This is a genomic window from Synechococcus sp. UW69 (assembly GCF_900474185.1).
Lineage (GTDB): Bacteria > Cyanobacteriota > Cyanobacteriia > PCC-6307 > Cyanobiaceae > Parasynechococcus.
Map to the genome: position 1 here is coordinate 74,620 of NZ_UCNW01000011.1, position 25,101 is coordinate 99,720.

General features: G+C 55.1%; 27 protein-coding genes and 2 tRNA genes. 14 read left to right on the top strand and 15 right to left on the bottom strand.

The features are described from left to right. Positions 1-468: 468 nt before the first annotated feature. Positions 469-606 carry a hypothetical protein gene (locus DXY29_RS13580; RefSeq protein WP_170952217.1) on the top strand — a complete coding sequence of 46 codons (138 nt, stop codon included), beginning with the start codon at positions 469-471 and terminating at the stop codon, positions 604-606. Positions 607-688: 82 nt separating this feature from the next. Here the strand turns inward: DXY29_RS13580 and DXY29_RS13875 are convergent, their stop codons facing one another. After that, a complete protein-coding gene (locus DXY29_RS13875; RefSeq protein WP_256377610.1) occupies positions 689-823 on the bottom strand; it encodes a hypothetical protein in 135 nt (44 codons plus the stop codon). Positions 824-1,003: 180 nt separating this feature from the next. Here DXY29_RS13875 and DXY29_RS13735 point away from each other — a divergent pair, with 180 nt between their 5' ends. After that, a complete protein-coding gene (locus tag DXY29_RS13735; protein WP_226407693.1) occupies positions 1,004-1,390 on the top strand; it encodes a hypothetical protein in 387 nt (128 codons plus the stop codon). A 183-nt stretch (positions 1,391-1,573) separates the two neighbouring features. On the opposite strand, the gene DXY29_RS11210 is transcribed toward DXY29_RS13735, so the two are convergent. The 7 genes from DXY29_RS11210 to DXY29_RS11240 all read right to left on the bottom strand — a co-directional run bounded on the left by DXY29_RS11210 (position 1,574) and on the right by DXY29_RS11240 (position 7,229). Further along, a complete protein-coding gene (locus DXY29_RS11210; RefSeq protein ID WP_115025133.1) occupies positions 1,574-2,128 on the bottom strand; it encodes a hypothetical protein in 555 nt (184 codons plus the stop codon). Next, the gene (locus DXY29_RS11215) at positions 2,125-2,409 is read right to left on the bottom strand and encodes a hypothetical protein (RefSeq protein ID WP_115025134.1); all 285 of its coding nucleotides are present in this window, start codon (positions 2,407-2,409) and stop codon (positions 2,125-2,127) included. Before DXY29_RS11215 ends, DXY29_RS11210 begins: the two co-directional genes overlap by 4 nt. A 35-nt stretch (positions 2,410-2,444) precedes the next feature. Continuing rightward, positions 2,445-4,001 carry a carotenoid isomerase gene (gene crtH / locus DXY29_RS11220; protein ID WP_115025135.1) on the bottom strand — a complete coding sequence of 519 codons (1,557 nt, stop codon included), beginning with the start codon at positions 3,999-4,001 and terminating at the stop codon, positions 2,445-2,447. Between the two features lie 23 nt (positions 4,002-4,024). Then, complete coding sequence (locus DXY29_RS11225) at positions 4,025-4,990, bottom strand: cation transporter (protein ID WP_115025136.1); 966 nt, start codon at positions 4,988-4,990, stop codon at positions 4,025-4,027. Next, positions 4,987-6,357: an FADH(2)-oxidizing methylenetetrahydrofolate--tRNA-(uracil(54)-C(5))-methyltransferase TrmFO gene (gene trmFO, locus DXY29_RS11230; RefSeq protein ID WP_115025137.1), complete on the bottom strand. Its 1,371-nt coding sequence runs from the start codon at positions 6,355-6,357 to the stop codon at positions 4,987-4,989. The genes DXY29_RS11225 and trmFO overlap by 4 nt, the downstream gene beginning before the upstream one ends. A 49-nt stretch (positions 6,358-6,406) precedes the next feature. Continuing rightward, positions 6,407-6,529 carry a photosystem II protein Y gene (locus tag DXY29_RS13585; protein WP_025362202.1) on the bottom strand — a complete coding sequence of 41 codons (123 nt, stop codon included), beginning with the start codon at positions 6,527-6,529 and terminating at the stop codon, positions 6,407-6,409. Between the two features lie 193 nt (positions 6,530-6,722). Further along, positions 6,723-7,229: a gamma carbonic anhydrase family protein gene (locus tag DXY29_RS11240; protein WP_115025138.1), complete on the bottom strand. Its 507-nt coding sequence runs from the start codon at positions 7,227-7,229 to the stop codon at positions 6,723-6,725. An 86-nt stretch (positions 7,230-7,315) separates the two neighbouring features. Here DXY29_RS11240 and DXY29_RS11245 point away from each other — a divergent pair. The 9 genes from DXY29_RS11245 (at position 7,316) to DXY29_RS11275 (ending at position 13,646) form a co-directional block, all read left to right on the top strand. Then, a tRNA-Lys gene (locus DXY29_RS11245) sits at positions 7,316-7,387 on the top strand. 13 nt (positions 7,388-7,400) lie between these two features. Continuing rightward, positions 7,401-7,574, top strand: coding sequence for a hypothetical protein (locus DXY29_RS13590; RefSeq protein ID WP_170952219.1), 174 nt, complete (start codon positions 7,401-7,403; stop codon positions 7,572-7,574). 9 nt (positions 7,575-7,583) lie between these two features. Continuing rightward, a complete protein-coding gene (locus DXY29_RS11250; RefSeq protein WP_115025139.1) occupies positions 7,584-8,750 on the top strand; it encodes an NAD(P)-binding protein in 1,167 nt (388 codons plus the stop codon). Positions 8,751-8,763: 13 nt separating this feature from the next. Continuing rightward, positions 8,764-8,837 (top strand) — tRNA-Pro (locus tag DXY29_RS11255). A gap of 243 nt (positions 8,838-9,080) precedes the next feature. Beyond that, on the top strand, positions 9,081-9,518 hold the full coding sequence (locus DXY29_RS13595) for a hypothetical protein (RefSeq protein ID WP_170952212.1): 438 nt from the start codon (positions 9,081-9,083) through the stop codon (positions 9,516-9,518). Between the two features lie 49 nt (positions 9,519-9,567). After that, entirely contained in the window at positions 9,568-9,795 is a 228-nt protein-coding gene (locus DXY29_RS11260) for a DNA-binding protein (RefSeq protein ID WP_244279383.1), read from the top strand. 84 nt (positions 9,796-9,879) lie between these two features. Further along, positions 9,880-11,808: a VapE domain-containing protein gene (locus tag DXY29_RS11265; protein WP_179948578.1), complete on the top strand. Its 1,929-nt coding sequence runs from the start codon at positions 9,880-9,882 to the stop codon at positions 11,806-11,808. 223 nt (positions 11,809-12,031) lie between these two features. Next, on the top strand, positions 12,032-12,358 hold the full coding sequence (locus DXY29_RS11270; protein WP_115025141.1) for a hypothetical protein: 327 nt from the start codon (positions 12,032-12,034) through the stop codon (positions 12,356-12,358). A 202-nt stretch (positions 12,359-12,560) separates the two neighbouring features. After that, positions 12,561-13,646, top strand: a complete 1,086-nt coding sequence (locus DXY29_RS11275; protein ID WP_115025142.1) for a lactate dehydrogenase — start codon at positions 12,561-12,563, stop codon at positions 13,644-13,646. Positions 13,647-13,746: 100 nt separating this feature from the next. On the opposite strand, the gene DXY29_RS13110 is transcribed toward DXY29_RS11275, so the two are convergent. The 7 genes from DXY29_RS13110 to DXY29_RS11325 form a co-directional block, all read right to left on the bottom strand. Further along, complete coding sequence (locus tag DXY29_RS13110) at positions 13,747-14,370, bottom strand: hypothetical protein (RefSeq protein WP_136987761.1); 624 nt, start codon at positions 14,368-14,370, stop codon at positions 13,747-13,749. 16 nt (positions 14,371-14,386) lie between these two features. Further along, positions 14,387-14,641, bottom strand: a complete 255-nt coding sequence (locus DXY29_RS13115) for a hypothetical protein (protein ID WP_136987762.1) — start codon at positions 14,639-14,641, stop codon at positions 14,387-14,389. Positions 14,642-15,061: 420 nt separating this feature from the next. Continuing rightward, the gene (locus DXY29_RS11290; RefSeq protein WP_115025145.1) at positions 15,062-15,385 is read right to left on the bottom strand and encodes a hypothetical protein; all 324 of its coding nucleotides are present in this window, start codon (positions 15,383-15,385) and stop codon (positions 15,062-15,064) included. Between the two features lie 2,054 nt (positions 15,386-17,439). Next, positions 17,440-18,612, bottom strand: coding sequence for a site-specific integrase (locus DXY29_RS11305; protein ID WP_115025148.1), 1,173 nt, complete (start codon positions 18,610-18,612; stop codon positions 17,440-17,442). 2,428 nt (positions 18,613-21,040) lie between these two features. Then, positions 21,041-21,274 (bottom strand): hypothetical protein, encoded by a 234-nt coding sequence (locus DXY29_RS11315; protein WP_115025361.1) that lies wholly within the window; start codon positions 21,272-21,274, stop codon positions 21,041-21,043. 290 nt (positions 21,275-21,564) lie between these two features. Further along, on the bottom strand, positions 21,565-21,822 hold the full coding sequence (locus DXY29_RS11320; protein ID WP_115025150.1) for a hypothetical protein: 258 nt from the start codon (positions 21,820-21,822) through the stop codon (positions 21,565-21,567). Between the two features lie 756 nt (positions 21,823-22,578). Continuing rightward, positions 22,579-22,794 (bottom strand): hypothetical protein, encoded by a 216-nt coding sequence (locus tag DXY29_RS11325; protein ID WP_115025151.1) that lies wholly within the window; start codon positions 22,792-22,794, stop codon positions 22,579-22,581. 310 nt (positions 22,795-23,104) lie between these two features. Between DXY29_RS11325 and DXY29_RS11330 the strand changes: the two genes are divergently transcribed. From DXY29_RS11330 to DXY29_RS13600, 3 genes are all read left to right on the top strand, one after another. Beyond that, positions 23,105-23,284: a hypothetical protein gene (locus tag DXY29_RS11330; RefSeq protein ID WP_115025152.1), complete on the top strand. Its 180-nt coding sequence runs from the start codon at positions 23,105-23,107 to the stop codon at positions 23,282-23,284. Positions 23,285-24,228: 944 nt separating this feature from the next. Further along, a complete protein-coding gene (locus tag DXY29_RS11335; protein WP_115025153.1) occupies positions 24,229-24,417 on the top strand; it encodes a hypothetical protein in 189 nt (62 codons plus the stop codon). Positions 24,418-24,628: 211 nt separating this feature from the next. Then, positions 24,629-24,805 carry a hypothetical protein gene (locus DXY29_RS13600; protein ID WP_170952220.1) on the top strand — a complete coding sequence of 59 codons (177 nt, stop codon included), beginning with the start codon at positions 24,629-24,631 and terminating at the stop codon, positions 24,803-24,805. Positions 24,806-25,101: the final 296 nt, after the last annotated feature.

Here is a 25,101-nt window from a genome sequence, read left to right on the forward strand (position 1 = left end):
AATCGACGTTCTCACAACCCTGGGATGTTTGCTCACACCAGTAGGGGAACGCCAAGAGTCACCGCAAGGGATCGCTTACAAGCAGCCACGAGGAGACGACAAAATCCCACCGCTCCATCACGAATCACCGCCAGGGCAGCATTCAGAGAGATTCGCTTATGCCTTCCGAGTGGAGGCGGATTGATTTCTTCAGTTGAGCCTCTTTAGGCGGGACCAAATGGTGTGAGGTCACCCAACCCAATTCACAGACGTGGTTCAAACAGACTTTGACCTGAACCGTTCCACAGGGGAGGTTTGTTAGCTCGGTTGTCATCCCATAAGACCAACTGGGTCGATTTGAGCGTCTTGAAGCGACTTGGCAACCGCAAACATCTGAACGAAATCAAGAGTTGTTTCCAGCCCAGGCGCAGTTGATTTATCCGTTCACACGGGTAACCATGGCGGGGTCGACACCCGGGAGCCCCCGCCGTGATCGGATTAACCAGGATTTATTGCAACCAAGGAGAGAAGTTTCTCCTCATCGATGTCGTTTCTGAAGACGCCCCCAAGACGTCGGAAGAGCTTGCCAATGAAGGCTGGGAGATCGAAGCAGAAATACCTGTCTGAAATCAGTCGACGATCACCACGTCAGCCCTGGGGCGACCGTTACAGACGGCTACAGCACCTATGCCGCCCAGAGGCTTCCCGGTCACTTTCCCAATGGTTTCAAAGCACTGGTTGAAGTGCCGGCGATCGGTGCGATCTGGATGGCTGCATCGATCACCACAAAGCTGATCAGTACAGGACAAAGGTGAGCATTGATGAGGCCTTTGACTTTGCTCATTGGGTTGGCCTGGCTGGATTCAGCCTTGTCTCCACATCTTCGATGGACGGACTTGTGCCTGGGTATCCCCAAGCGGTTCTGCGGCATAGATGGCTGTGATGGTTCACAGTGAAGGGGTACTTCGGTCCGAGGACCCAGCGCGAACACTCAATAACGAAATTTCAGAGCTTCAGGCCCGAGTTGCATTCCCTCAACACTGGAGCAGCGGAGAGCACGCGCAGCACATTGAGAAACTCCGCCAGCTCCAATACCAAAAGCAGCAGCTGGTTTCCGAATCAAGGCAAGCTCATATGGAGCGAAACCATTACTGAAGATCTTTCCTACAAAACTGAAGGCGCTTGGCTAAGCAATGAGCCACAGCAGATGTTCTGCCAGTTCACAAGCCATCGGGATGGCTCTCGAAATGAATTAATTTGCCTGCGCAATTTTCATTGGCGACCACCTGATGATCCAATCCCCCAGGGCAGTCAGCTGATGACGCGCCAAGAGGCTTTGGAGAAATGGAACACGCTCAAGTCGATGGGCTGGAAAAAATGTGCTGGCCCCCTGCAGCAAGGCACTCTCTGAGAATCAACTGCCGCTGAATCTGCTTGAGCTGACAGACCAGTTGCGATTCGGCGTTAACGAACCAGACGTCTTCGCCGGATTTCTGCACCGGAGGAGGGGTAGGGATAGTCCTTGGTTTCCGCAGTGTTGAAGCCTGTATCAATCACAAAGCCACCGAGAAGCACGATCCGGGGCTTTCTTTCGTCAGCCTGGATAACCTGCAGGCAAGCCGATCCAGCCTTGAGCCAGGGCCAGGGAAGCAAGCAGTTCGCCGGCAATCATCATCACGGCTAGGCCAGCCAAGAGCTGATAGGTCCAGGGTGGTGTCAAACGCCCGATGCCCTTGGTCGACACATTGGTGTTGGCCGCCAGCAGAGCCAGGAATCGATCAAAGCGCTCGATGCGTTGCGGCAACAGCTGGTGACGAAGATCGGCTGCCTTCACGTAATACACCGTTCCGCCCTGACTGGTGCCGACGGGAACCAAGCCACGGATGTCCTGCCAACGCATGGTCCAGCCGCGGCGCAGCAACCAGCGGATCCAGGCGGGGTAACGCACCTGAATTCCCTCGGCATCGGTCTCCACCCGTTCACTCAACAAACCGATCACCAACACCAGGCCCAGCAGCAGCCCTGCCACCATCAGCCATCGAAGCTCAGCAGGAGCGAGCAACGGCAAGGGCAACACCAAGGCCCCATAGAGGCTGAGCAGGGTGAAGCGGATCAGGGGTGATAGGCCGAAGCGTTCGATGCCGGTCATCGGTCGTCCGGGGACCCCGGCAGCGGTTCGATCAGTTCGGAGGGTTGGTAGGTGCCACCAAACACCTCCTGTTCACGGCCTTTCCAGAACTGTCCCAGACGCATTAGATCGGCGTGGGCCTCCTGCACCTTCTCGAGATACAGCTGAGGATCCATCGAGTCTTTGGCTTCCTTGAGTTTTTTGAGACGCAGCATCTGCAGATTCCAGGGCTTGCTGAGCTCACCCCTCTGTTCGAGGTAGCGGGCCAGATCTTCCGACGACGGCTGAAACTCAGGCGACATCCCAACTCCTAGATGAAATCACGCTAAGCAAAAGATCAGGCCGGCAGCGCCCAGGGGTTCAGGCCCAGATCGGCCCCAACCCGATGGGCACAGGCAAACCCACTGAAGGCCACAGCATTCAGACCCTGGCCGGGGAAACAGGAATCACCCACGCAATAGAGGTTCTTCAGTCCGGTGCGGTTGAACGGCATCGGCAGCAGACCCGGGAGCTGCATCGCCGGGATCGGGCCGTAGCTGCCCTGAAAGCGACCAAGAAAACGCCGGTGGCTGCGGGGCGTGCCGATCTCCTTGTGGGTGATGGCCTCCGCAAGGCCGGGCAGGACCGCCTCGAGTCGCTGGATCAATCGCGCGGCATCGGCTTCCTTTTTCTCCCGGTACTGACTGGGAGATAGCCCTTGCCAGGCCTGCATCGATGAAGGCGTGAAGGTGTGGACGATGTGATGGCCAGCCGGGGCCAGATCCGGATCCAAAAGCGAAGGCATCGACACGAAGATGACCCCCTGCTCGTCTTCCATCCGGCTCCATTCTTCGAGAAGCAGGTGGTGGCAGTGGGTGCCGGCCGGAATTAGATCGGCCCGAACGCCCAGATGCAGCGAGAGGAAGGACGGCGAAGGCACATAGCGCTTGCGCCAGAACTGCTCCTTGTCAGGCGTGTGGGCAGCATCAACCAGGGCCTGGCCAGAGCGGCGCTTTTCATCACCATCACCCGAGAAGGTGTCCCATCGGGTGGCATTGGAGATCACCCGCTTGGCATGGATGATCTCGCCATCGGCCAGTTTCACGCCCACCGCCTGATCGTTCTCGATCAGGACCTCGGTGACCCGAGCCTTGTAGCGAATGGCGCCACCGTGGCGTTCCAATCCCTGCACCAGCTTTTCGGCGATCACGCCGACGCCTCCTTTGGGGTAATTGATCCCCCCCGCATGGCGATCGGAAAACACCATGCCGGCATTGATCATCGGCGTGCGATCCGCCGGCATCACCGACCAGCAGAAGCACTCGATATCGATGAACTTCAACAGCTGCTCGTCCTTGATGTGCTGGCGAGCCACCGCTCCGACATTGAACGGCAGCCAGCGAGCTAGGCCTAAGCAGGCCAGTGGCGCTTTAAAGAACACCTTGGTCAGATAGGCCGGATCCTCCAGGGACAGCAGCGGCATGGCGTCCAAGCAGTTGAACACCTGCCAACAGGTGTCGTAAAAGCGGCGGATTCCCTCGGCCTCGTGGGGAAACCGTGCCGTGAGATCAGCGATGAACTGCTCGTAGTCGCGATCCACCGCGATGCGCAGGCCACCGGGCATGTGGTACTCCAGCTGGGCGGAGTCGGGAATGGTGTCGCAGTGCTCGCCCACGTCCGCCAAGGCCCGAGTGAGCAGGTTGGTGTATCCCTTCGTCCCGAAGCCGAAAATCATCGAGGCCCCAACGTCAAAGGTGTAGCCCTCACGCTTGAAGGCTCCCCCACTGCCGCCGGGGATCACATACCTCTCCAAGACAAGAGTCTTGGCTCCTTTCGCCGCCAACTGACTGGCGGTGACCAAGCCACCGATGCCTGAACCGATCACAACGGCATCCCACTGCTGCTTCTCGCTCATGGCATCGCTTCTTTGAAGTGACGCTAAGGGGCCGTCTGCGGCCTTGGATCCGGACGATGAATCGGCGGCATCACCGTGAGGATCACTTCAGAGCGCACCGGCCGCCCGAGTTCGGCACTGCAACGGGCATCAATGTGATGGCGCAGCCCATCAATCACCCAACTTTCCTGGGGCTGCAGAGGATTGATGTAGACCACGACAAAGGCTGTACGGCCCAACTGCTGCACGGTGAAGTCCATCATTTGCAACTGAAGCCCCACCAGTTCCTGCATCAACACAACCCGGGTGCGCTGCAACACATCCGGGTCGGCGGCGCACCCGGCGGCCTGGGCCATGGCATCACGCAGCGCCGCCAAGGGTTCGCGCAACAAGGCCAGGCTGACCGCAAGCACCAGCAGTGCATCGGTAATCGGCGCCAGCGCGGAAAGCGGCGTTGCCAGCAACAACGGAGAGGCCAGCAGGGCCAGGCCTGTGGCCAGGGTGATCACCGCATCGATCCGAGCATTACGGGCCTCCGTCAACAGCAATAGGGACACTCCCCCGGTGCGGCGCCAATCCCGCCGATGCCGCCAGGCCAAAAGCCCGCACAGCGCTGTCATCAGAACGGTGTAAAGCCCCACCGGTTCCAGATGCAGAGGAGCAATGCTGGAGCCCCGCCACCAGTCGATCAGGGTGGAGCAAGCGCTGCCGACGCCAAAGCCGATCACCCCCAGCAGCACCAGGGAGCGGAACAACACATACAGGGCCTCCTGCCCCTCATAGCCATAGGGCCAGGCTCGATCCGGGGGACGCACAACATTCATGCTGATGCGGCTGGCAATCAACGATGAACCCACCAGCACACCGGAATAGAGACCGTCCAACAGCAGGGCCGACGAACCGGTCAGCACATGGGCGGAAAACCCGGCGAGTGCCATCACTGCATTGGCTCCGACCCCAAAGCGCAGCGAGCGCTGTTCGATCCGGCGAGCCTCAGCAGGGGTGTTCATACCGTCAGAGTCTCGGGTTGAAGGGCCTGCACCGGCTCTAGGTCATGCAAGGCGCGATCGCGGTAAGCGCCATAGCGGGCTCGCTTGTCGCGGATCCGCTCCGGTAGATCGGGCAAAAGTCCAAAATTGGGGGGCATCGGCTGAAATTTCGCGGTGGGCGCCTCGCTAACGAAATGGGTGAGGGCTCCACTCATGCAGGTCGATGGCAGATCAATGGGCTCAAGCCCCCGGGCCAACCGAGCCGCATTGGTGCCGGCCAACCAGCCACCGGCAACGGCGGCGGCATAGCCCTCGGTGCCCGTGATCTGACCAGCAGCCAAGAGGGTGGGACGCTGGCGGAATTGCAGCGTGGGCTGCAGCAGCTGCGGCGATTCAAGAAAGGTGTTGCGGTGCATCACACCGAACCGCACGAATTCCGCCTGGCCCAACCCAGGAATCATCTGAAGAACACGCTTCTGCTCTCCCCATTTGAGATTCGTCTGGAAGCCCACCAGATTCCACAGACGACCATCCTTGTCTTCCTGCCGCAGCTGAACCACGGCGTAGGCGCGCTTGGCCCGGCGCACGTCGCGATCATTCACATCACCCCAACGAGGGTCCCAGAGCCCGATCGGCTTCAACGGGCCGTAGCGCATGGTGTCTTCACCCCGACGGGCCAGCTCCTCAATCGGCAAACAGCCCTCAAAGAAGGTGGCGTCGTTCTGATCAAAGTCCTTGAGTTCGGCCTGTTCGGCTTCGAGCAAGGCCTGGCGGAAGGCCAGGTATTGCTCCTTGTCCATGGGGCAGTTGATGTAGTCCGCATCACCCTTGTCGTAGCGGCTAGCGCGAAAAGCCACCGACAGATCAATGCTGTCGCCATGGACGATTGGGCTCGCCGCATCAAAGAAGTGGCAATCAGCTCGGCCGGTGAAACAGCGCAGATCCTCCGCGAGGGGTTCACTGGTGAGCGGCCCCGTCGCCAGCACCGTGATCGCATCAGCCGGCGGCAGGGTGTGCTGCTCGCGGCGTTCAATCGTGACCAGAGGGTGTTGATCCAGAACTTCAGTCAGCGCAGCGCTGTAGCGACCGCGATCGACGGCCAACGCCCCACCCGCCGGGACAGCGTGGGTGTCGGCCGTGCCGATCACGAGGGATCCCAGCCGACGCAGCTCCTCCTGCAGCAAACCCGCTGCACGGTCGCTGCTCAGGGCGCCGAAACTGTTGCTGCAGACCAACTCAGCGAAGTCGCTGCTGTGGTGGGCGGGAGATCGTCGAATCGGACGCATCTCCACCAGGGTGACTGCAACCCCAGCACGGGCGATCTGCCAAGCCGCTTCGGTACCGGCAAGACCGGCACCGAGCACAGTGACATGTGGAGATTGAGACAACCAGCTGCATCAAGCAGCCTTCAGCCTACGAAGCTTGCTCGCCTGTGAATCAAGCGCGGCTGCGCTTGAGCATCAGCTGCAACTGACCCACCGCAGCACGGCCGATGTTGAAGGCAGCCCAGCTGACGGCGGCGAGAATCGGAGCAACCACAAGGAACAGACGGGCATCAATACCCAGGACTTGGCCCGTGGTGATCACGCTGAAGGCCGAGTAACCGACGATCACCAGGATGAGGACCAGACCGATGGCAACTCGGACCATTCTTGAAAACGGAAATCAGTGTCGCCGATCTTACGGACTTCTACGTGGATCCCACGACCTTCCTTGAAAGCTGATCAAATTCGCAGCAATCAAGGGGTTGAGTTCAAGGAGTGATTTGAGCGTGGGATGCCGCCAGTCGGGCATAGCGCTGGGCATGGCGGCGCTGCTCTTCGATCGCTTCCGGAGGAAGATCCCGCTTCACGACGGCCGGGGCGCCCATCACCAGGGTCCCAGGGGGCACATCCCTCGTGACGACTGATCCGGCGGCGACCAGAGCACCTGCACCAACGGTGACGCCATTCAGAACGATGGCACCAATCCCCACCAGGCACCCATCCTCCAGCGTGGCGCCATGGATCACGGCCCGGTGACCAATGGTGACGTTGATACCGATATGTACCGGCTGCCCCGGATCGCCATGGAGCACGGCGCCATCCTGAACATTGCTCCCCGCTCCGATGCTGATCTGTTCCAAATCACCGCGAGCCACAGCCATGGGCCAGAGGCTGCTGCCCTCAGCCATCCGGACGTTGCCGATTACAACAGCGGAATCGGCGATCCAAGCGTCCGCATCGATCTGGGGATCGGGCCAGGGCTTCGAGCCAGTCATGACCATGGTTCAGCAACCACCAGTTTCTCTGGCGACCTGAGTGATAACCTCATTCGGTGCCATAAATGGCATGCCCAAGCGGGCACGGGTCGCTAGCTCAGCGGTAGAGCATCCGGCTTTTAACCGGCTGGTCCTGAGTTCGAATCTCAGGCGACCCATATCAACGCTTTGATGTCGTCTCGTGACTCAGGCTGGCCATCACTGCGGCGGCTGTTAGAAAGCCGTGAATTCTTGATCAGGCCTACGGTTCAGATGGCGTATTTCGCGTTTTTTGGCGTCACGATTCTTCTGGCTCTGCTGGGCGGACTGTTTTCCCGGGTCGCTGCCGAGCGCTACTGGATGTGATCAGCGGCGATGACGTCAGCGAGCGTGCCTGAGGTTGATCTCGCGGTCATCGGTGCTGGGCTGTCCGGTTGCAGCCTGATCGGCCGATTCCACCAGTTGCAATCCAATCTGAACATTGCGCTGATTGAAGCCGGCCGGGGGCCGGGGGGCAGGGCTGCTAGCCGTCGCAGGAGAGACCAAAGCGGCTGGTTGCTCGACCATGGAGCACCTGGTTTTGCTCTCAAAAACCCTCCCTCCAAGGGGATGGAGGAACTGCTTTCACCGTTGCAGTCGGCAGGTGTCCTGGAGCGCAACAAGCGTCCTGTGCTTTCTCTGGACGCAGACGCAGCCTTGTCTGCCGCCACAAGCCCTGAGGCCTGCCCGGAGGGCGGGTGGTGGCATGGCGTTCCCTGCATGGCCCGCATCTGCGAAGAGCTGCTTGATGGTGTTGGCTCAGCGCAAGTGAGCCGTCATTTCGAGACCCGCGTGCGCTGGCTTGAACGACGCAACGATCATTGGCTGCTGGAAAACGAGGATCGGAGCTGGAGCCTCAAGGCCCAGAAACTGGTGCTTAGTGGAACCCTGCTGGCCCATCCCCGCTCCCTGAAGATGCTGGCGTGGGACGACGTCCCCTTGAGATCAGCCGTGGCAAAGGGCGTGGACGTCGGCCTCGATGCCGTGCTGAGTCAACTCCAACGCATGCGCGCCGAGGTGCGCTGGAACTTAATGGTGGACCTCGGCGTGCCCGACCTCAAGGGTGATGGCTTCCCTGCTCAAATCTGGTTGAACGAAGCTGCGAAGGCGCGCTGGCAGGTGGAAAGACTCGTTTTTCAGCCTCAAAGCGATGGACGCTGGGGGCTGGTGGTGCATGGTTTGGATTCGGGAGAAGCGATCACTCCCCAAAGCCAGGCTCGCCTGCTCGCCCAAGAGCAACATCGTCTTGTGAACCTGTTGCCAGAACTGCTCAAGTCTTCATCGGGTCTATCAGCTGCGGTGAACCAGGCAAAACCCCTCGGCGTGATGCGCTGGGGAGCATCACGCCCCCTCAACCACCCTCTTCACCCAGAGCTTCAGTGGTGCCCCAAAAGCGGAGTGGGATTTTGCGGGGATTGGATCGAGGGCCCTGGCTTTGGAACAGCGGAAGGAGCGATTCGCAGCGGCGTCGACCTCGCTGAACAACTGCACGCTGACCGCTAACCTCTTAAGGCGCCGGGGAGTGGCGCAGTTTGGTAGCGCGCTTGCTTTGGGAGCAAGATGCCGCAGGTTCGAATCCTGTCTCCCCGATGCCTCAAAAAGTCAGTCCCCAGCTGACATCTTCACCGCTCCGCAAGGGGCGGTTTTTTCTTGCATTCACTCAGGCGTGCGTAAAACGTGCGTAAAACCAGCTGACCACAATCCTTTTTGCGCACGACTTTCCAGAACGCCTAGTGACGCTTACACACACCAGCTAACGTCCCTATTAACGGAATCGCGCTTCTCGGTGCCCCCGACCCGCGGTGACGTCGACCTCCTTCTCTCAGTCAACAGTTGTCTGGAGAACAGCTGCCAAAGCCCATTCATCCGACGCAGCAGACGCTGCCCTTAGAAGAGTGGATTGCCTTGCCAATCCGCACACCTAAAGGTGAGCGCCCGGTGCGTTGCGGGAATGCGGCTGAAACGGCGGCGGCTCATAGCAAGGTTCGACGCGCCCACGCCTTAGGCGTCATTCGGGAGCACACCGAGGGCAAACCTCGCGAAGGTGAACTGCTTTGCCACAAGATCGGCAATCGCTTTCACCACCTTCAGCAGCATCTGTTCAAGACCGAGGGAAGGCCACCCGCTGCAGTGCAGCAGGAAGCAATAGATGCAGAAGCATCGAAACCTCCCGCAGAAGACTCACCCGAAATCAGCGCCTACTTCGAGTGGTTATGGGGACCTCTCAAATACCCCGACCTCCACATCACAAATCACTCATTGGGTGCATGAGCCTGAAGCCGCAAAGCTTCTAGCGATTAGACAGAACACACTCAGAGCAATGCGCCGTGACGGCAGGTTGTCACCTGGCGATCACTACATATTTGCCACTGGGAACCTTGGTGGTCCGGTGGTCTATGACATCGACGCCATCAGAAAAACACTTGCCGAGAGAACCATCGCGGCAGTGCGCAAACACGAGACTCAGCGGAAAGCTGAATTAGAGCGACGCCTGGGGCTGATCGAAACCTATGGCGAAGAGGACCACCTCAAAAAAGAGGGGGAATGAGTCATGCGTTCCTCTGGAAGAAACAATCCCTGCCCCATTTGCGGCAGGACAAAAGACGGTGATTGCCGTATCACGGACGTCGGGATGGTTCTTTGTCACACCAGTCGTGGTGGCGTGGTCGCCAAAGGCAATCGTCATCCTGAGCGCCCTTACATCTACTGCGGTGAATCAGATGAAGCCCAAGGGTTTGGGAAGTGGCTACCAGAGCAACTCGCTAATGACAAACCTCAGAAGCTGAAGCGAGAACCCAAAACCCACCATTTTCTATATCGCTTTTGGGATGGCTCAGAAGTTCCCGTAAAGCGGCGGCGGATTGATTACCCCGACAACCGCCCAAAAGATGTCCGATGGGCTGGAACCCTCACCGGTCGCCCTGAAGCCGAGATACAGCCCTATCTATGGAAGGAATCAACAACCCGTCTGGCAACCGATGGTGGTGTTCTCTTCGTTGTCCGTGGGGAGCTGAAGGCAGAGCTACTGCTGAGCCTTGGGCATAACGCCATCAGCATCCTTGGCATCAGTGAGCGGTTGATTGCTGAACTGCGCCGTCTCGGTCGTGATGTCGTGCTCTGTCCTGACTGTGACCTAGCGGACCTAAACAAGTGGTATGCGGAGCTAACCCGTCAGCTCCCTCAGTGCCGTCATCTGCTCAGCCCAATGAAGGGTCTGAACTGGAGACAACCGCCAGAGCACGGTGGGCTTGGTGTTGAGGATTGGATCGAAGCAGCGAAGCCTGATGCCGACACCATCAACGCCGCCATCACCAGTGAGCCTTGGCAACCTCAGCCAGTCATTCTTGACCGCGCAGAAACGCTTGACGACCTTCTCGGTCCAGTCGAAGACGGGAAGCTCCGCAGACCTCGCACAGACAAACTGACGCAGGCAATCGACATTGTTCTGCCGCTGCGGTTCAACGAACTGACTCAGCGCATTGAGAACAACGGCAAAGAGGTCGACAGCGATTTCCTGCAAACCCTTTATCTGCAGCTGGCTGAACTACACCAGCTGGAAATCAATTCCAAGCGAGCCGCTGATGCTGCACTCGTCGTTGCCAGGCGCAATGCCTATCACCCTGTTCGCGATTACCTCAACAGCGGTCTCCCAAAGCTTGAGGAGGTTGATTGGCAGCAAATTGCAGCCTGTTGCCTGAACACTCCTGAGCCGTGGGCGCAGGTTCATCTGCAACGCCAGCTGATCGGATTGGTCGCGCGGGCGATGAAGCCTGGCTGCAAGCTCGACACCGCCCTGGTTGTTCATAGCCCTAAGCAGGGCATCGGCAAATCAACAATGTGGGCAATCCTTGGGGGTCGGTGGTTCTCCGATTCCCTAGGCGACCTCCGCAATCTGAAAGACGACGTTCTGTCGCTCCATTCAGCATGGATTCACGAATGGGGAGAGATTGATTCGGTTGTCGGGAAGCGTGAGTCGGAAACGCTCAAGAAGTTCCTCTCAGCTCAAGTCGACAACGTTCGCAAGCCATACGGACGTGGCGTTGAAACGCTCCCACGAACCTGCGGGATCGTCGGCACCACTAACCGCGACGACTTCATCAAAGACCCGACAGGTAATCGTCGGTTCCCAGTGATCAGCGTCAACAGCGTCAATACCGATTGGGTCAAAGCCAACCGTGATGCGATCTGGGGTTCAGCCCTGGCGGCATTCAATGCCAACACTGAGTGGCATTACTCCAACGAGGAGAACACTCAGATCAGCGCCGATGCCCAGAACTTTGCTGCTGAGGATGTCGTGCTCAATGCCGTCGAATCCTGGTGCGATGACCACCCAGACCTCACTGAGGTGGTGGTTGCTCGGATTGTGTGGGACATCAACCGAATTCGAATGGGCGAACAGGAATACAGCCGTCAGGTGGGCAACCGATTGCGGATTTTGGGCTGGACGCGATCCAAGACCAGAACCAGAGCACTTTTACCTGATGGATCCAAAACCGACAAAACCAATCAATGGATCAGACCCACTTCCCCTGCACTGCCCCAACCACAGCCCAATGCTTAAAACTCACTCCCTAATTGCGATCTCTCCATTGCTGGGGCAATGGGGCAGTGAATACAGAAGAGTTTTTAGGGGAGTGTTTCGGGGGTGAAGAGCGCCTCCCGCGCCAAGCAATAACCCTGATTTCAGGAAGGAACTCAGTGCCCCACTGCCCCCAGCCCTACTGCTGGCAGCTTCTTTCTCCTAATTCTTTAGGTCACTAACCTGAAATCAAGGTCGAATCGTTATGGCGAAGAAGTCCGACAAAGCAGAAATTGATCGGCGGATTCATACCGTCGTGAAACTGTTGTCGTCGGCGAAAACAAACAGCTACATCCTGCGATTCTGCGCGGAAGAATGGGGGGTACAGAAGCGACAAGCTGAGACGTACCTACAACGTGCAAGAGAAATCATCCGTGCTGATTACTCAGTCGAACGCTCTGACTTCCTCGGCACACGTCTGGCCCTACTGGATGAAATCATCGAAGCCAGCATCCGCTGCAAGCAACACAGCAATGCTGTTGGTGCTTTGAAGCTTCAGGCACAGCTAACCAGGCTGCTGGAAGGCAACTAGATGCCAATAAAAACGCTGTCAAACGAGCGGGGCTAAGTGTGAATTAAGCCAGCGGAATCAGCTGAATCCAAGAACAAGGCCAAAGGCTGCCCGCGGTCATCCCCCCCCCCCACTTGAAGTCGACCCTGGAGGTTCCAATGAATGGCGGAGCCAGCGGCATCCGTAATAACAGCACCGATTAAAAGTAGAGGGATCATCATGAGTGCAGACCAAGCGAACAACCTTGCGCATCGCCGTCATTGGAGCCTCCGGCCACTGCGGACGTCAGCTAGTGGTTCAGCTTCTGAACCGCCGCTTGATTCCGACCGACGGCTGCCTGCAGCTGGTGGGTCATCGAGGCGGTTCCAGCGAAACCAGTCTTTGGGCCTTGCGAACGGATCTCAACGACGCCTTCTGTGACGACGCGCCGACGATCGAAGTTGTGCTTGATGTCAACAACATCTGTGCCGACGTCGTGGTGATGCTGGCGGGCAGAACCCTCAGTACCGACCCCTCTCAAACCGCCGACCGCGCGCAGCTCGGCGCACAGAACCGCCTGGTATTCGAGCAATACGCAGAAGCAATATGCAATCCATCCGGATCCGGACCGGTGGTGATCGTTCAGTCCAATCCCGTGGAAATGGGTGTCCAGATCTTTGCGGATGCGGTGGGACGCCATCGGGTGATCGGCGCCGGTGCGTGGTCAGACACTCTGCGTTTTCGCGCTGAACTGGCACGGTCACTGCAACTCCGCCGAACCCACATCCAGGCTTGGACCCTGGGGCAACACGGCGATCACCTGGTGCCCTGCAGGAGTCAGATCAGTGCTTGGGGGGTACCTGGCGACGCGGTGATTATCCTTCAGGAGCAACTGCGACAGCAGGCAGAGCTGCAGTCATTCCCGGAGCGGTTACGACAGCAACGGTCTGTGCTGCTCGAGCACCTGCAAGAGAAGCGGTGGGACTTGGCCAATGCCCTAATAGAGGCTTGCCCTCCGGACCTTCGCACCGGTTTGCGTCCCTTTTTGACCCACTTCACCAGTGACGGTCACACCACAGAGGTGATGACGGCGCACGCCGTCACCGATCTTGTGGCCTGCCTTGCGGAAGCCAAGCCCCAGGTGTTTGCAGCCCAGGTGCAACTGGCTGGGGAATGGCTCGACTGGCACGGCGTCCTAGGTGTACCCGTTCTGCTGGGGGTAAACGGTTGGAGTCAGGTCTGCCCCCTGCCCCTAGAGCCTGACGAAATCAAGGCCCTTCTCACGGCAGGTAAAGCGATTCAAAACGTGTTGAAGATCGCCACAGCCTAGTTTCAGCAAAGACCTCAACTTTGTAATGGCCTAGCAATAAAAACCCCGCGATTGCTGACGGGGTGGTTTGTGTGAGGTTTTGTCTGGAGATGGATGGCTATTACTCTTCTTCTTTATATTCATAATATTTGCCTTCTGGCTCAGGTCGAGGATCAAATTTGATTAAATATATTGCAAGCTCAACTGCTTCTCTCGCCAGCCTTTCTAGATCGAATTCCGCCAAGCTGTATGCATCAAGACCTTCATGCCATTTAAATACAGCTACTTCGTCATATGCAAAAAATCTAAGAAACGGTGGATCAAAGAGACTGCCCTCCCGAAAATACTTCAAAGTCCAAGAGTCTTTGTTGTAGTAACGCTCAACAATCCGACGAGCAAGAATTGTCTTCCGCTCGTCAAAGTGATTCAGAAATTCACATCGCTTAAAGAAATTGCGAAAAGGCATAATTAAAAAATTTATGGAGAATAGATTTCTGTCGGGAGATGGATGGCGACAACAACGCCCCCTGCTTTTCCCTTGCGGGTCTTGTATAGCTTTCAGCCAATAGGCATCAGGCTTCCCGACAAGAGTATTAACTACATGCCGCTTGCAGGGTTGCTGCGCCGACAGTTCCGGGCAACTCGTCATCCCAAGAGGACCAGTCAGTCCATTTGTAAGGTCCCCACGGTGAGCTGATATCTGGGCGCGATGTGCTGTAAGACCTATCCCTTGATCTCCATCCACGGCAATCAAATTGCCTCTAATTTATTTTATCACTCCAGTGCTTTTTGTAAAATTTATCAATATCCTCGTCTGGAGATGTGTCCTTAATTTCTGCGGTAACGAATGGGTGGTCAGTTGAAATAACTTTTACATAAATACAGCCACTACTGCTGGAAAAACAGCCACCCCTTCTCCAGCCATTTGGGGCTGTTTGCCCAAAAGCCGGAATAGCTAATACTGATGCGGCACTGATTACAGCAGCTGTTGCAGCGAATGTCTTGAAGAGTTTCATTTGATTCCTGTGTGTTGTGAGGCTCTCGCCCCGTGAAAACACCATCTCCGTTCCAGCCGGGAATCAACTCCCCCATTCGAGCCATTTATTCGTGGCTTCAGGTAGCTCAGTTAGGGGATACAGCTTCCTTATACGGATCAACACCCGAGCAATAAACCCAGTGTTTGCAGGACTTCAGGGAGTGTGACCCAGGTGCCAACAACCCTTGTCTCAGCTGACAAGCGCCCAGCACCTGGCACTGACTCAACGTCACGTACCCGAAGTGGTGACAGGTAGAGCAACTCCTATGTCCCTTGAAGGATTCCAGCTCCCTTTGATCCAGAAAGCCCCACTCCTCCATCAAGCCCCTCCCTTGCAGTACTTCTGTACTACTCCAGGTCAGAGGGGATTGGCAATGGGTTCACTTCCCACCTCCACCACTCAAACCAGGAGATTGCGCTCAAGGATCAGTGACTCAAGTCGATCCACCCTGTGTTGGAGCCTTGCGAACTCGGCTTCGTTGACGAGTTGGGCATTAGCCAGCTCGTGGAGATGCTCAATGAAGTGCTGGAAGATCTCGTGCAGCTGACGTAGTGACTCGTAAAGCTCCACGACTTTCCGCTCAAACTCTTTGTAGAGATACGCCAGCTGAGCATCCAACTCCTCCAAGAGTCTTTCGTGCGATGTCCCGACAAGGTGGGTCGTGATCTGAAGATTGCGAATGAAGAGCACATCGGGAGTCGTGAAGTCGTGAGAGAAGGCCATGGATTTGGTTGCTCTGGACACCACGAACCTGACCGGACTCTGTCAATTCCGCAAGATCAATTTGGCTGATTTATCCCGAGGAATCAAAATCAGGATCGACTGGCATCACTGAATAAAGTTGAATCTAATAACTTGCTGAAAACGGCCTATATTGAGTTTTACTGACACCTGACTCCGGTGGAAGCAGCTGCTGAACACGGTGATTCTTTGTTGTCACTGACCCACCTCCACCGCTGCTTTGAGCAGTGACTTCCAACTGCGGTGCTGTTCAGGATTGGCAGCGGGTTCAGGCTTCCGTTGTGACATCCACCTCAAACAGGACTGCTCCATCTGGGCTGAGCACCCTGGTTTTCCTGCCGATCATCCTGGCGATCCTCTTCGCTTCTGCTGAGGCGACCTCCAATGCCGCTGCTGACGTATGAAGGTGCCACTCCAAGAAAGGGTTGAGTTCTTCGACTCGGAACTGCCTTTCTGCCATGCCTCTCAGTATCAGACGAACCCAGACAACACGATCTAGGCGTTCTAGGAGTGATGTGACGAGTGTTCGCTCGCAGTAGTAGGCAATACAAAAAGAACGTCGCTCAGTAGTTTTTCAGGGAATTGAGAAATCGCTGCAGGCCCCCCGAACTGCCCCCATATTTGGTGTCCAGATGGTGTCACCTATCACCGTCTTGGCAGCACGGGAGAGCGACCCGTTGGCTGGCAGTCAAAGCACCCTTGGCACGAGCGATTGTCAGGGGTAGCTTTCTGCGCTTTTCGCAAATTGGAAAACATTTGTGCCTTTTTAGGCGAAGGTTTGTATACCGAGGAACGTGTTTAAGCGGATACTGCATCGCTCGGGGAGAACTAGCTTCTCCTCGCAGTTCCGTGACCCCAAGTCCTTGCTTCGGTTGTTGACCTTCCGACGGAGGGGTCTGTCAGTAAGTGGGGCGATCTGGAACCGTTGATCAGTGGTTAGGGAGAAGGAGGCAGCCGTAAGCCTCCCCTCCGCTACGGCAAGAAAGACCCCTGGTGGTGTCAGTCCCAGGGGCTGAGCACTTCTCGCCGACCTCAAGTTGATGCACCCATGTGACCAAGTTGTGATCAGCAGGCGCGAGGTTCACGACTAGGTCCAACTCGATGGCTATCAAGTGGAATAGCTGAGCTCTATGCAGATGCGACTCGCTGTACTCCTATCACTGGCTTTGCTAGCCCCAGCGACTGTGTTTGCCCATGAGGCCAAGGTCACAGCCGAAGGAATGTCAGAAGAATTCGCGACTGCTGAGGCAATGCGTGGAGTTCCCAAAGGTGCATCGGTGACCGACACCGCTTGCAGGAGTCAAGACGTTGGGATGTCGACCCGCTACTGGTGCACCGTCAAGTACAGCGATTAGCCGGCTGCGGGCTAGCTCTCGTTCTTCTTGAGCTTCACGAATGCAGCCAACACGTTTGCAGTAGCCACCGCTTGAGACTCTCCGGTGTTCTGCATCCGTCTCTCTACAAGCTTCTCTACAAGCTTCTGAGTGGCGTCCATTCAGGTGTCCTCCTTATACGGATCCACTGCTGAGCAGAAGACCCAATGCTTACAGCTCTTGAGGGGGTGGGCACTAGGGGGCAGAAGCCACCACCTTGGTTTGATGCCCGGTTATCGCTTAAAGGCAGAGGACAGTCCTCTACTCAATACCCACCAATTCGCAGAACCATCTCAAGAGCACTCAAGCCAAAGATGAAAGTGCCGCCCAGCAGTGCGAGTTCCTTCTTGGACGAAGCCATTGGAAGCAGGGCAGCGCCCATGATCAGCGATGCGAAGAATATAAAGGGATTCTGTAATTCCAAATAGGCGGCTCTTGTTATAGAAGCCAGTCTCTCACTGGATGTAACGGAAACTTCATGTACTTGAGTTCAAGTACCTACAGATATCGACACACTTTTTACACAAGTTAATTTCTTTGGCGAGAGACAATTCAGGATTCAGGGCTGATACGAATCAACTCCTGAGCAGAACGTCCAGAGCTTGCACCGCTTCTTTAGGTGCTGCCCCTGCTGCAGCTGCTTCTGCCTGAGGGATCGGGCAATCAGACGTTTACTGCCGCAATGATGTCCGCGGTTGCATTGGGTTTGAACCGCGCGTAGCTCTTCAAATGCACCTCAATGGTGTGCCCCATTGCCTCGCAGATGTTGGCGATTGGCACGTTGGCAGCATGCATCCCCTTGGCGTAGCGGTGCCTAAATGAATAAGGCGTGAGCTGTTCACCCTGGTGCTCGGCTTCATCCCGAAGCATCATCCAGACATTGCGTCTGCGCAGGTATTGATTCAACGCCTGCCCCCCATCGCCCTCACGGTTCAATGGCGGCAATTTCTCGCCCACCTGCAACCGAGCCTGGAGCTTCCAATCAATGGCGGAGCCATCTGCTTCACGAAGAAGCAACGGGTGGAGTCGCCGCGGCTCTGTCTTCGCTCCCTTGGTGCCGCCCATCGACTTTTGATAGATGGTCCAGAGTTCTGCCCCGCTTACCCCGTCTTTGATCCGGAGATGTCTCAACTCCTCAGGACGCAACCCGTAGACGGCGCATAACTGGATTGCAAAGCGCCAGCGGTCATGAACTTCGCCCGCAGGCAGGTTGTCGAGCAACTGGAGTAATTGCGCATCACTGAGGGGGTATCCGATTCGCTTTGGCTTCAGGGTCTCTGGAAGCGACGCGGGGGGGCTGTAGATCGGCTTGAGGTGCCCACGTTGCACCGCCCAGTTCAGGAAGCCATAAAGCTTCTGACGGCTCGTCTGTCGCATCCGAGAGCCTTGTTCCCATTGCTTGAGGCACTCCATCGCCAATGCCTCACCATCAACCGGTGGCTTGCCTTCAAAGCAGACACGCAGGTTCTTCAGAACAGGCAGATAGTTGTATCGCCACGTTGTATCACCAGCGTTGGGGACGAACTCTCGATATTTCTCAAACAGCTGGTTGAAATCCAGCTTCTGATGACTGCTAGCGGTGTCAGCTTTCTGCGCTGCAGCAGCAAGGGTGATCTGACCACCGTTCCACCGCTTAAAGATCTGCTGGATACGAGGGAGGGCTGAACTAGCTCCTTCTTGAGACCAGGGGTAGATCAACATCACCGAACCATGATCTTGAACCTCAAGGCGCATCCGCCCACGGGCATTGCGTACCTTCCATCCCGCGCCACAGGAGGTGCGAACCAAATCTCGAAATGGCTTGATCCAAGGGGCTGCATCGACGACGCGCGGCAAAACGACAGAGGCATCTCGCTATCTCAAGTGTGCGCAAAACGTGCGCAAAACGCAAAATATCTGCCAACACCTGTTGACAGCTCACGACTCAGAAGCATTACCAGAACTGAGTCACAGACTGGGAAAACACAGAAAACGACTTAAGGAATCTCTTGCTTTGGGAGCAAGATGCCGCAGGTTCGAATCCTGTCTCCCCGATGCCTCTAAAAGTCAGTCCCCAGCTGACATCTCCACCGCTCCGCAAGGGGCGGTTTTTTGTTGCTTGCGCAGACGTTTGGGGGCAGATCACTAGGACACGCAGCGCTCACCACATGACTTTTCTGGGCACCACCTGACATGTTGTCAATGGAGGGATGGCCCAAAGTCCCAACCTCTCATTAGGTCTTGCTTTCCGAGACCTAATGAGAGGTCAATCTCGATGTCTGAGTAGTTCATTGCTTGAGTCTCGACACTTCACTCTCGACCGCAACGACACTTACCGCCTCTCCACTTGGAACACTTCGACTTTTTGCAACCCTTCTTTTTCTTCTTCTTCTGTTCTGAAGGGACTTGTTTCTGAGCCATCTCGCCCGTTGAAGACCGTGTGCCGCAATAGAAGGCAACCCCTCCGATGAGACCCCCTAGGGTCCATCTCGACGTTGTTGGATTGCCAAAAAGCACAGCTCCCGCAACAACAGCGGCCACTAAGGCTATCCAATATTTCCGTACTGAGGACATCGGTCGTCTCGGTGAATGCGTCGCCAGAGCACTTGGGACGTCTCATCCTTCCAGACTTGCAGCCTCACATCTGAACCACAGATGCGCGTGCGAACGGCAGGAGTGCTTTTAATCGCAGCCTTGGTCGTCGTGATAGCTACCGGAGTGAGGAGATCCGAGAGCTACACGACCCACGTCGTCCAGGGTTCCCCCAGCAGAAGCTGATTTTTAAGGCAGCGGAGGACCGAATAGAAGAGAGCGGCCGCTGAAGGCCTTTTAGTGCCCTGTATGGGGGATTGCCCCTTTGTTTCTACTCATTGGTTTGTAAGTAGATACTCGCGGTGGCCAGTGTTGAGATGGCCTCTAAATAAACAAGAAATTCAATGGGGTGCCTCAACGATTCGCTTTGTGATCTGGGGACACTCCACATCCCGAAGACACCCACGTCGGTAGCTTCTGGTGATCCGTCCAGGAGCAGCAAAGTGGGCAGCAGGGTGTGCGGCCTGAATGGAACACCACACTTGAAAGACTTTGATTTGATACGAGAGCTGTTGATTCAATGTGCTGAAGAGTATCGGAAGCCGTTCTGACGTCTCGGCCCATGCTGAAGTAGAGGAATGCTCGAATCGCGATCAACCAACGAATGGGAATCATGGTTGCAACGCCGTGATTCAAATGATGTCCACTGGGAGGATGCAGAAGAGCTGAGGTTCCTATCAAGTGTTCTGTTGATCTGTTTGCCAAAACGCTGGATGCACGAAATGCAAGTGGCAGGCAGTAGCAACGTGAGTACCTAACCAGGCGCTGGAATCCAATTCATAGTCGTCTTCCAAACAGGAAGCCAGATTGTTGATTGGTATTTAAAAGAGTTATGCATTGAGTCAATGCTCCTTCGTTGCTTCTGCACTCGATCGACGTCCAGCAGGCAACAACATGACCGAAAACTTTCATCAAATATCAATAAAAAAGCCCGCACGATTATTGACTTATCACTCCAAATTAGCGGCAGCATTATTGCCTGCTGTACCGATTCAACCCAGTGAAGCCATCAACTGGTCTCGTAGAAGGCGTTTTTGATGCCTAACGGACAGATACTGGACAATCCTGAACCCGCGCCAGGATCTTTTGAGCGGCGCAATCTGCTCATAAGTCAGACACGAGAAGTCTTGCAACCGCCAAACTCACCAAAGAAGGCGCATACGAAGGCACCTTCTTTCCAATGGTTTTTCCGTTAACCATTGGGCGCTGGTCACTGCACTGACTCTCTTCTGGCGATGCGGGGAGTCAGACCAGCGTTTCTTCACTTGGAGGGTTGCAACGCAGACGGCCTAACTTCTGCATCGTCGCTCCGCCTTCGATGATGGTTTCACTGCGAATCAGCGTCACACGGCCATAATCTCTAAGCAGAGCTGTCGCCTAGATGCGAGAGGGAAACCACATCGGGCGTGGTTATTCGATGGATGGATGGTTAACAAGCTGTCGGCTATTTCTCTCCTTTTCTGGCGACTCATCAACGGCAGCTGCGTTGAATAGCAGCATTTGAGTGGAACACAGCGACAGCTACTCAGCACCGACACCCCGGAAAGCATCAGCAGCAATCCAGAGAAGCAATAAAAAAACCCTTGGAGTGGAAACACACCAAAGGCGCTTTTTCTTCTAGCGATGACACCCATCAGCCATGGACCAATTCAGCAATGACCCAGAAAGGATCAACAGAGCAGAAACATTGCAATTATGCAGCCAAAGACTGTTGCTTAAGAGATAAGCGACCTCCAGCCATCGAGTTATGAACTAAATCTTGAGCATATTGGCGACCTGCTTTTTGTGCTTCACGGACACTTTTAAAATTACCGACAAAATCGTACTCTTTTCCATCAACTGTTGCTGCTACGGCGTAGAGCTTGTCAGCGACCTTACTGACAGACCAGCGCAAGAAACACGCAGGGGAGTTCTTCTGGCTGTGCATACTGTCCTCCATAAAATACAAGTGGACTTAAGCACTTACCTGCTTAACCAAGCCAAAGGCTTTATATTACGCAAATAGGTAATTATTTTCTTTTCATTATTTGACCGTCAAAGGCTCGTTCTCTCAATTGCATACGTGGGGAACAATTGCCTATTTTTTGTTCAGGTCCGTCGGGCATGGCATCGCCCACACCAGGATCTGATGATCGCGATGGAGCAGCGAACCTTGACCTCCTGAGCTCAGCTGAGGAATGGGGGGGGGGGGCTCGAAACTGAGCCCCGCTTAAGAGCTCAGAGGATGCCGAGAGGTCCCTTTTTCTTCTTGCAGTAGCCAGCGCCAATATTCATCCATCCCGACGGGCAAGCTTCGCCGGCAGTAGGGGCCACCTCGTAATAGATGGGCGACACACATGTCGTACCAAGGGTATTGACGTAACCAAGCGGGCACTGGTCATGCCCCGGAGCTTTGGGGATCTCCTTTTGAGCCATTGCAGCAGGAATGGCTGAAGCAAGTGCCAAAGGCAGCAGCGCGAAGAGTGCTCTATTCATGGACGGATGGTTGCTTGGTTGCGCTCTAGCAACTCCAGTCGTCCAAGACAAGGTGATTCGGGCTTAAGTGAAGCCATCAGATCAGTTATGGCTTCAGCTTGAGCCGCGCATGAGTAGAGATATTCAGGTGCACCTCAATGGAGCACTCGATGGCCTCGCAGGTAGAAGCGATAAGGATCAACAAAAATGGGGTCAGTGGGACCATCTAGAGCACTTACGCAAAGCGACATCAGCGGTTGCAAGGCCTAGAGCAGCAAAGAATTGGCACAATTTAAATGAATTGCTAACAATAAAGATGCATTGCTCTTCTTGGCTTGAGAAAAAACCACTTCGGAGCCTATTCATTCGGATTAGTTGTTGTTTCTATATTTGTATCGATGATACCCACAAGCACGCTCGCTCAGCAGAGCGTGATGGGCACCTGCACCTGGACGAAAGGAAACTCACAGCCACGCAAGCAATCATGCACAATGCAGCACTTCAACTCTGGAAGCCTCACAATAACTACATACAAAAAGAATTATATTTTCGAGCCTTACAGCTCCAGAGGTGGATACAAGCATTTTAATCGAATTTTTCAATTACATGGCGATTTAAACCCGAAGGTTAGTGGACAAACTTCATTCAGCCTGATTAGCGTTGAAGCCAGCAAAACGTTTAAGAAGCTTGAGTTCAAATCTGAGAATCCATAAAAGAGAATTGCCATCTACATCAATCAAGAGCTAGTCTTCAAACAGGTGATCAGGAAAGAATTTATCAAGGTTGATCAAGACCTCTCTCCTTCGCATAACTCTTGAAATGATTCGGGAATTCATCTGCAAGAAGAACAAGCGCATGGCTTGCGGAGCCCATTTGTTCGGTGACTTCATCAAAAACCGAAGCGAAGCAGCTTTCGCACCTGATTTCCAGGCAGAGCTCTTCCCATGTTGTTTGTTGTTGATTAAAACTGGCAACAAGCTCCTGGAACGTCATTGGAATCAGCTACTTTTAAACCTGCTTATCATAAGGAACGCTCAGAGAGGATTGGATGTCTCTCAGCCTGCATGAATTCATCATCCATCATCGATGGCGTTAAACTCTCGGGGCGGACATCGATAGGCTCACCCTTCACCGTTATGGCCTAAGCAGAACTGAGTGTGATTGACCAAAATAGGAAAATGAAACGACTGCAGCGACTGCTTCAGCGATTGGTAGGCAAACGGGAAAAGCCTCCATTGCACACACCTGAAGAGCTGGAATGCTTTAAAGCAGATGCGATTGAGAACCGCAGCAAGCACTACTGATGCAGGGAGCAACAGAACTGGCACTGCTCACTCTTGCTTTTGTCGGTCTTCAGCTGTGGTGGCTCAGCAAGGTCTTTTTGAATCGCCCTCGACAGCCAAGACCCCTGGGCAAACCGATGCGAGCTAATTCACTCCAGCATGAAAAAAATATCCTGCAAAAGATCTTTGATCAATCCTGATCACTCACATCTGATGCTCTTAGCTCGATGGCCATGGCCTAGAGAACAGGGCTATCGGTATGCCTAGGGACAAACACCGATGCATTCCATGATCTGAACGATCAACGTGGTTCATCAGCAAAGACAAGGATGTCACTCATTTGTTGTGCTCACTGTGGTCACATGCACTCGAGCGTGAGAGTCGACTGCCCTCAGTGCAACCTAAAAGCGGACGATCTGAGCCGCCTTAGGGCAACTGCGCAAAGAAAAACATGGAGACCCAATCCATGTGCTGATCGTTTCAAAGCGAGGAAGAGCCAGCCAAAACCAATCTGAAGACAGCATGGACGATGACTCGCATTGGGGTGTTTTGGCAAGGCATCCCGCTCCTCGGATGGGATGACCGCTCAGTGCAGTGCTTCAAAAGAGGCCGTTACTAGCCCGTGGGTGCTGAAGCTGGGGTTAAAACTCTGGTGACAAACCGGTCGGTCATTTTTATTTCGGTCGATACCGTCAGCGACAGCAGAAGAAGGATCTCCGATCTTGTCTCCCCTCAGGCCAACGGAGGCTGGCAGCAAAACTCCTCGAACTGATTCTCTGCAACTGAGCTCAGACACTGCCGGCTGCTACAGCTGCGTTTCAGTTGCTAAGTGTTGGGTGCGTGATGCAACAACCATGGCCTTTGAAGCTCCCCCTGCAGAGGGACGTCAGTGCACAAGCTGCGGTGACATCAAAATCCTGAATTTCTTTGGCTTGGACAGCAAAGAGTGCCGGAACTGTGAAGCGAAACGTCGCCGACATGCCTTGAAGCAAGAGGCCGATGGAGCAACCGAGGCTTGAATCCTCAACAACGATCAGGTGACTTAACCAAAATCGCGTATTGGCACAGCCTGCAATAAGTATATGCACCAATGTTAAGGCAGTAGCAATGCGCTATCACCAGAGAAGAGTTGAAAAGAGTTGTCATGGGCAAGGTTCTTTCCGCAGCCAAATGGTCATTCGATCTTCTTGGTCAGCGCATCGCCGCTCTACGGCTGAAAAAAAGCTTTTCAGAGTCAACAATTTACAGCGAATTTGCCTACGACGAATCGCAGATGAGGGAAACAAATGCAATTAAGAGACAGCAGAAATCAACCCTCGAATACGACTGCTGAACCTGCCAACACCATGGATGCGAAGTGGATGAAGAGGCCACTTCGGATAGTCAAGTGATCCCACTGGAAGAACTCAGAGTCCCCCCCGCGCTAAGAGCTCCCGATTCAGTAGCAGGATCTCAGCCGAAATGCCATGGAGGTCTAACAGCTCTAGGGGAGTTGGCGCTTTCAGCCCCAGTCCCCTAGAACGCAAGTCAACACGCTTGTCGTTATGGCCTTGATTCCCCGCTGGCAGTACATGACTGACAGCAGCAAAGCAATGGTCAAACGATCCGCGATCACGCTTGTGGTCGTCTTGATCGGTTTAACGCTTTTGCGGGCCATTTTCCCGTGGATTCTGCTTGGGCTGGCCATCTACGGAGCTTGGTGTCTGCTGAACCGGCAATAATCCATGAAAGAAGAGACATCGCAAGCCAGACGAACGCTATTCATCTGGGCCCTTGCTCTCAATATCGTCGCTTGGGGCGCCTATTTTTATTTAACCAAAGTGATGGGATTCGACTTGGAATCGATTCGTCAAGCCAGGATTGCTGGTTGAGTCTTGATGCACCATGTGAGGGCTTTCCTCACAACAAACCAGCGCACAGGTCGGATGAAATTCAACGATCTACAGGCTCGATCGACTTCGAATGCCAGTGCGTCGTTACATCCGGACAACCGCGCCACGATGAACGAGATGCTCAG

Excerpts from the sequence above, each read along its gene's own strand:
- DXY29_RS11330 (WP_115025152.1), top strand. The coding sequence starts at position 23,105 with ATGCAGGGAGCAACAGAACTGGCACTGCTCACTCTTGCTTTTGTCGGT.
- crtH (WP_115025135.1), bottom strand. The coding sequence starts at position 4,001 with ATGAGCGAGAAGCAGCAGTGGGATGCCGTTGTGATCGGTTCAGGCATC.
- DXY29_RS11265 (WP_179948578.1), top strand. The coding sequence starts at position 9,880 with ATGGTTCTTTGTCACACCAGTCGTGGTGGCGTGGTCGCCAAAGGCAAT.
- DXY29_RS11225 (WP_115025136.1), bottom strand. The coding sequence starts at position 4,990 with ATGAACACCCCTGCTGAGGCTCGCCGGATCGAACAGCGCTCGCTGCGC.
- DXY29_RS13875 (WP_256377610.1), bottom strand. The coding sequence starts at position 823 with ATGAGCAAAGTCAAAGGCCTCATCAATGCTCACCTTTGTCCTGTACTG.
- DXY29_RS11335 (WP_115025153.1), top strand. The coding sequence starts at position 24,229 with ATGGGCAAGGTTCTTTCCGCAGCCAAATGGTCATTCGATCTTCTTGGT.
- DXY29_RS11315 (WP_115025361.1), bottom strand. The coding sequence starts at position 21,274 with ATGCACAGCCAGAAGAACTCCCCTGCGTGTTTCTTGCGCTGGTCTGTC.
- DXY29_RS13600 (WP_170952220.1), top strand. The coding sequence starts at position 24,629 with ATGGCCTTGATTCCCCGCTGGCAGTACATGACTGACAGCAGCAAAGCA.
- DXY29_RS11290 (WP_115025145.1), bottom strand. The coding sequence starts at position 15,385 with ATGGCCTTCTCTCACGACTTCACGACTCCCGATGTGCTCTTCATTCGC.
- DXY29_RS13590 (WP_170952219.1), top strand. The coding sequence starts at position 7,401 with ATGTCGTCTCGTGACTCAGGCTGGCCATCACTGCGGCGGCTGTTAGAA.
- DXY29_RS11215 (WP_115025134.1), bottom strand. The coding sequence starts at position 2,409 with ATGTCGCCTGAGTTTCAGCCGTCGTCGGAAGATCTGGCCCGCTACCTC.
- DXY29_RS11250 (WP_115025139.1), top strand. The coding sequence starts at position 7,584 with ATGACGTCAGCGAGCGTGCCTGAGGTTGATCTCGCGGTCATCGGTGCT.
- DXY29_RS13115 (WP_136987762.1), bottom strand. The coding sequence starts at position 14,641 with ATGAAACTCTTCAAGACATTCGCTGCAACAGCTGCTGTAATCAGTGCC.
- DXY29_RS11270 (WP_115025141.1), top strand. The coding sequence starts at position 12,032 with ATGGCGAAGAAGTCCGACAAAGCAGAAATTGATCGGCGGATTCATACC.
- DXY29_RS11240 (WP_115025138.1), bottom strand. The coding sequence starts at position 7,229 with ATGACTGGCTCGAAGCCCTGGCCCGATCCCCAGATCGATGCGGACGCT.
- DXY29_RS11325 (WP_115025151.1), bottom strand. The coding sequence starts at position 22,794 with ATGACGTTCCAGGAGCTTGTTGCCAGTTTTAATCAACAACAAACAACA.
- DXY29_RS11260 (WP_244279383.1), top strand. The coding sequence starts at position 9,568 with ATGCGCCGTGACGGCAGGTTGTCACCTGGCGATCACTACATATTTGCC.
- DXY29_RS11210 (WP_115025133.1), bottom strand. The coding sequence starts at position 2,128 with ATGACCGGCATCGAACGCTTCGGCCTATCACCCCTGATCCGCTTCACC.
- DXY29_RS11320 (WP_115025150.1), bottom strand. The coding sequence starts at position 21,822 with ATGAATAGAGCACTCTTCGCGCTGCTGCCTTTGGCACTTGCTTCAGCC.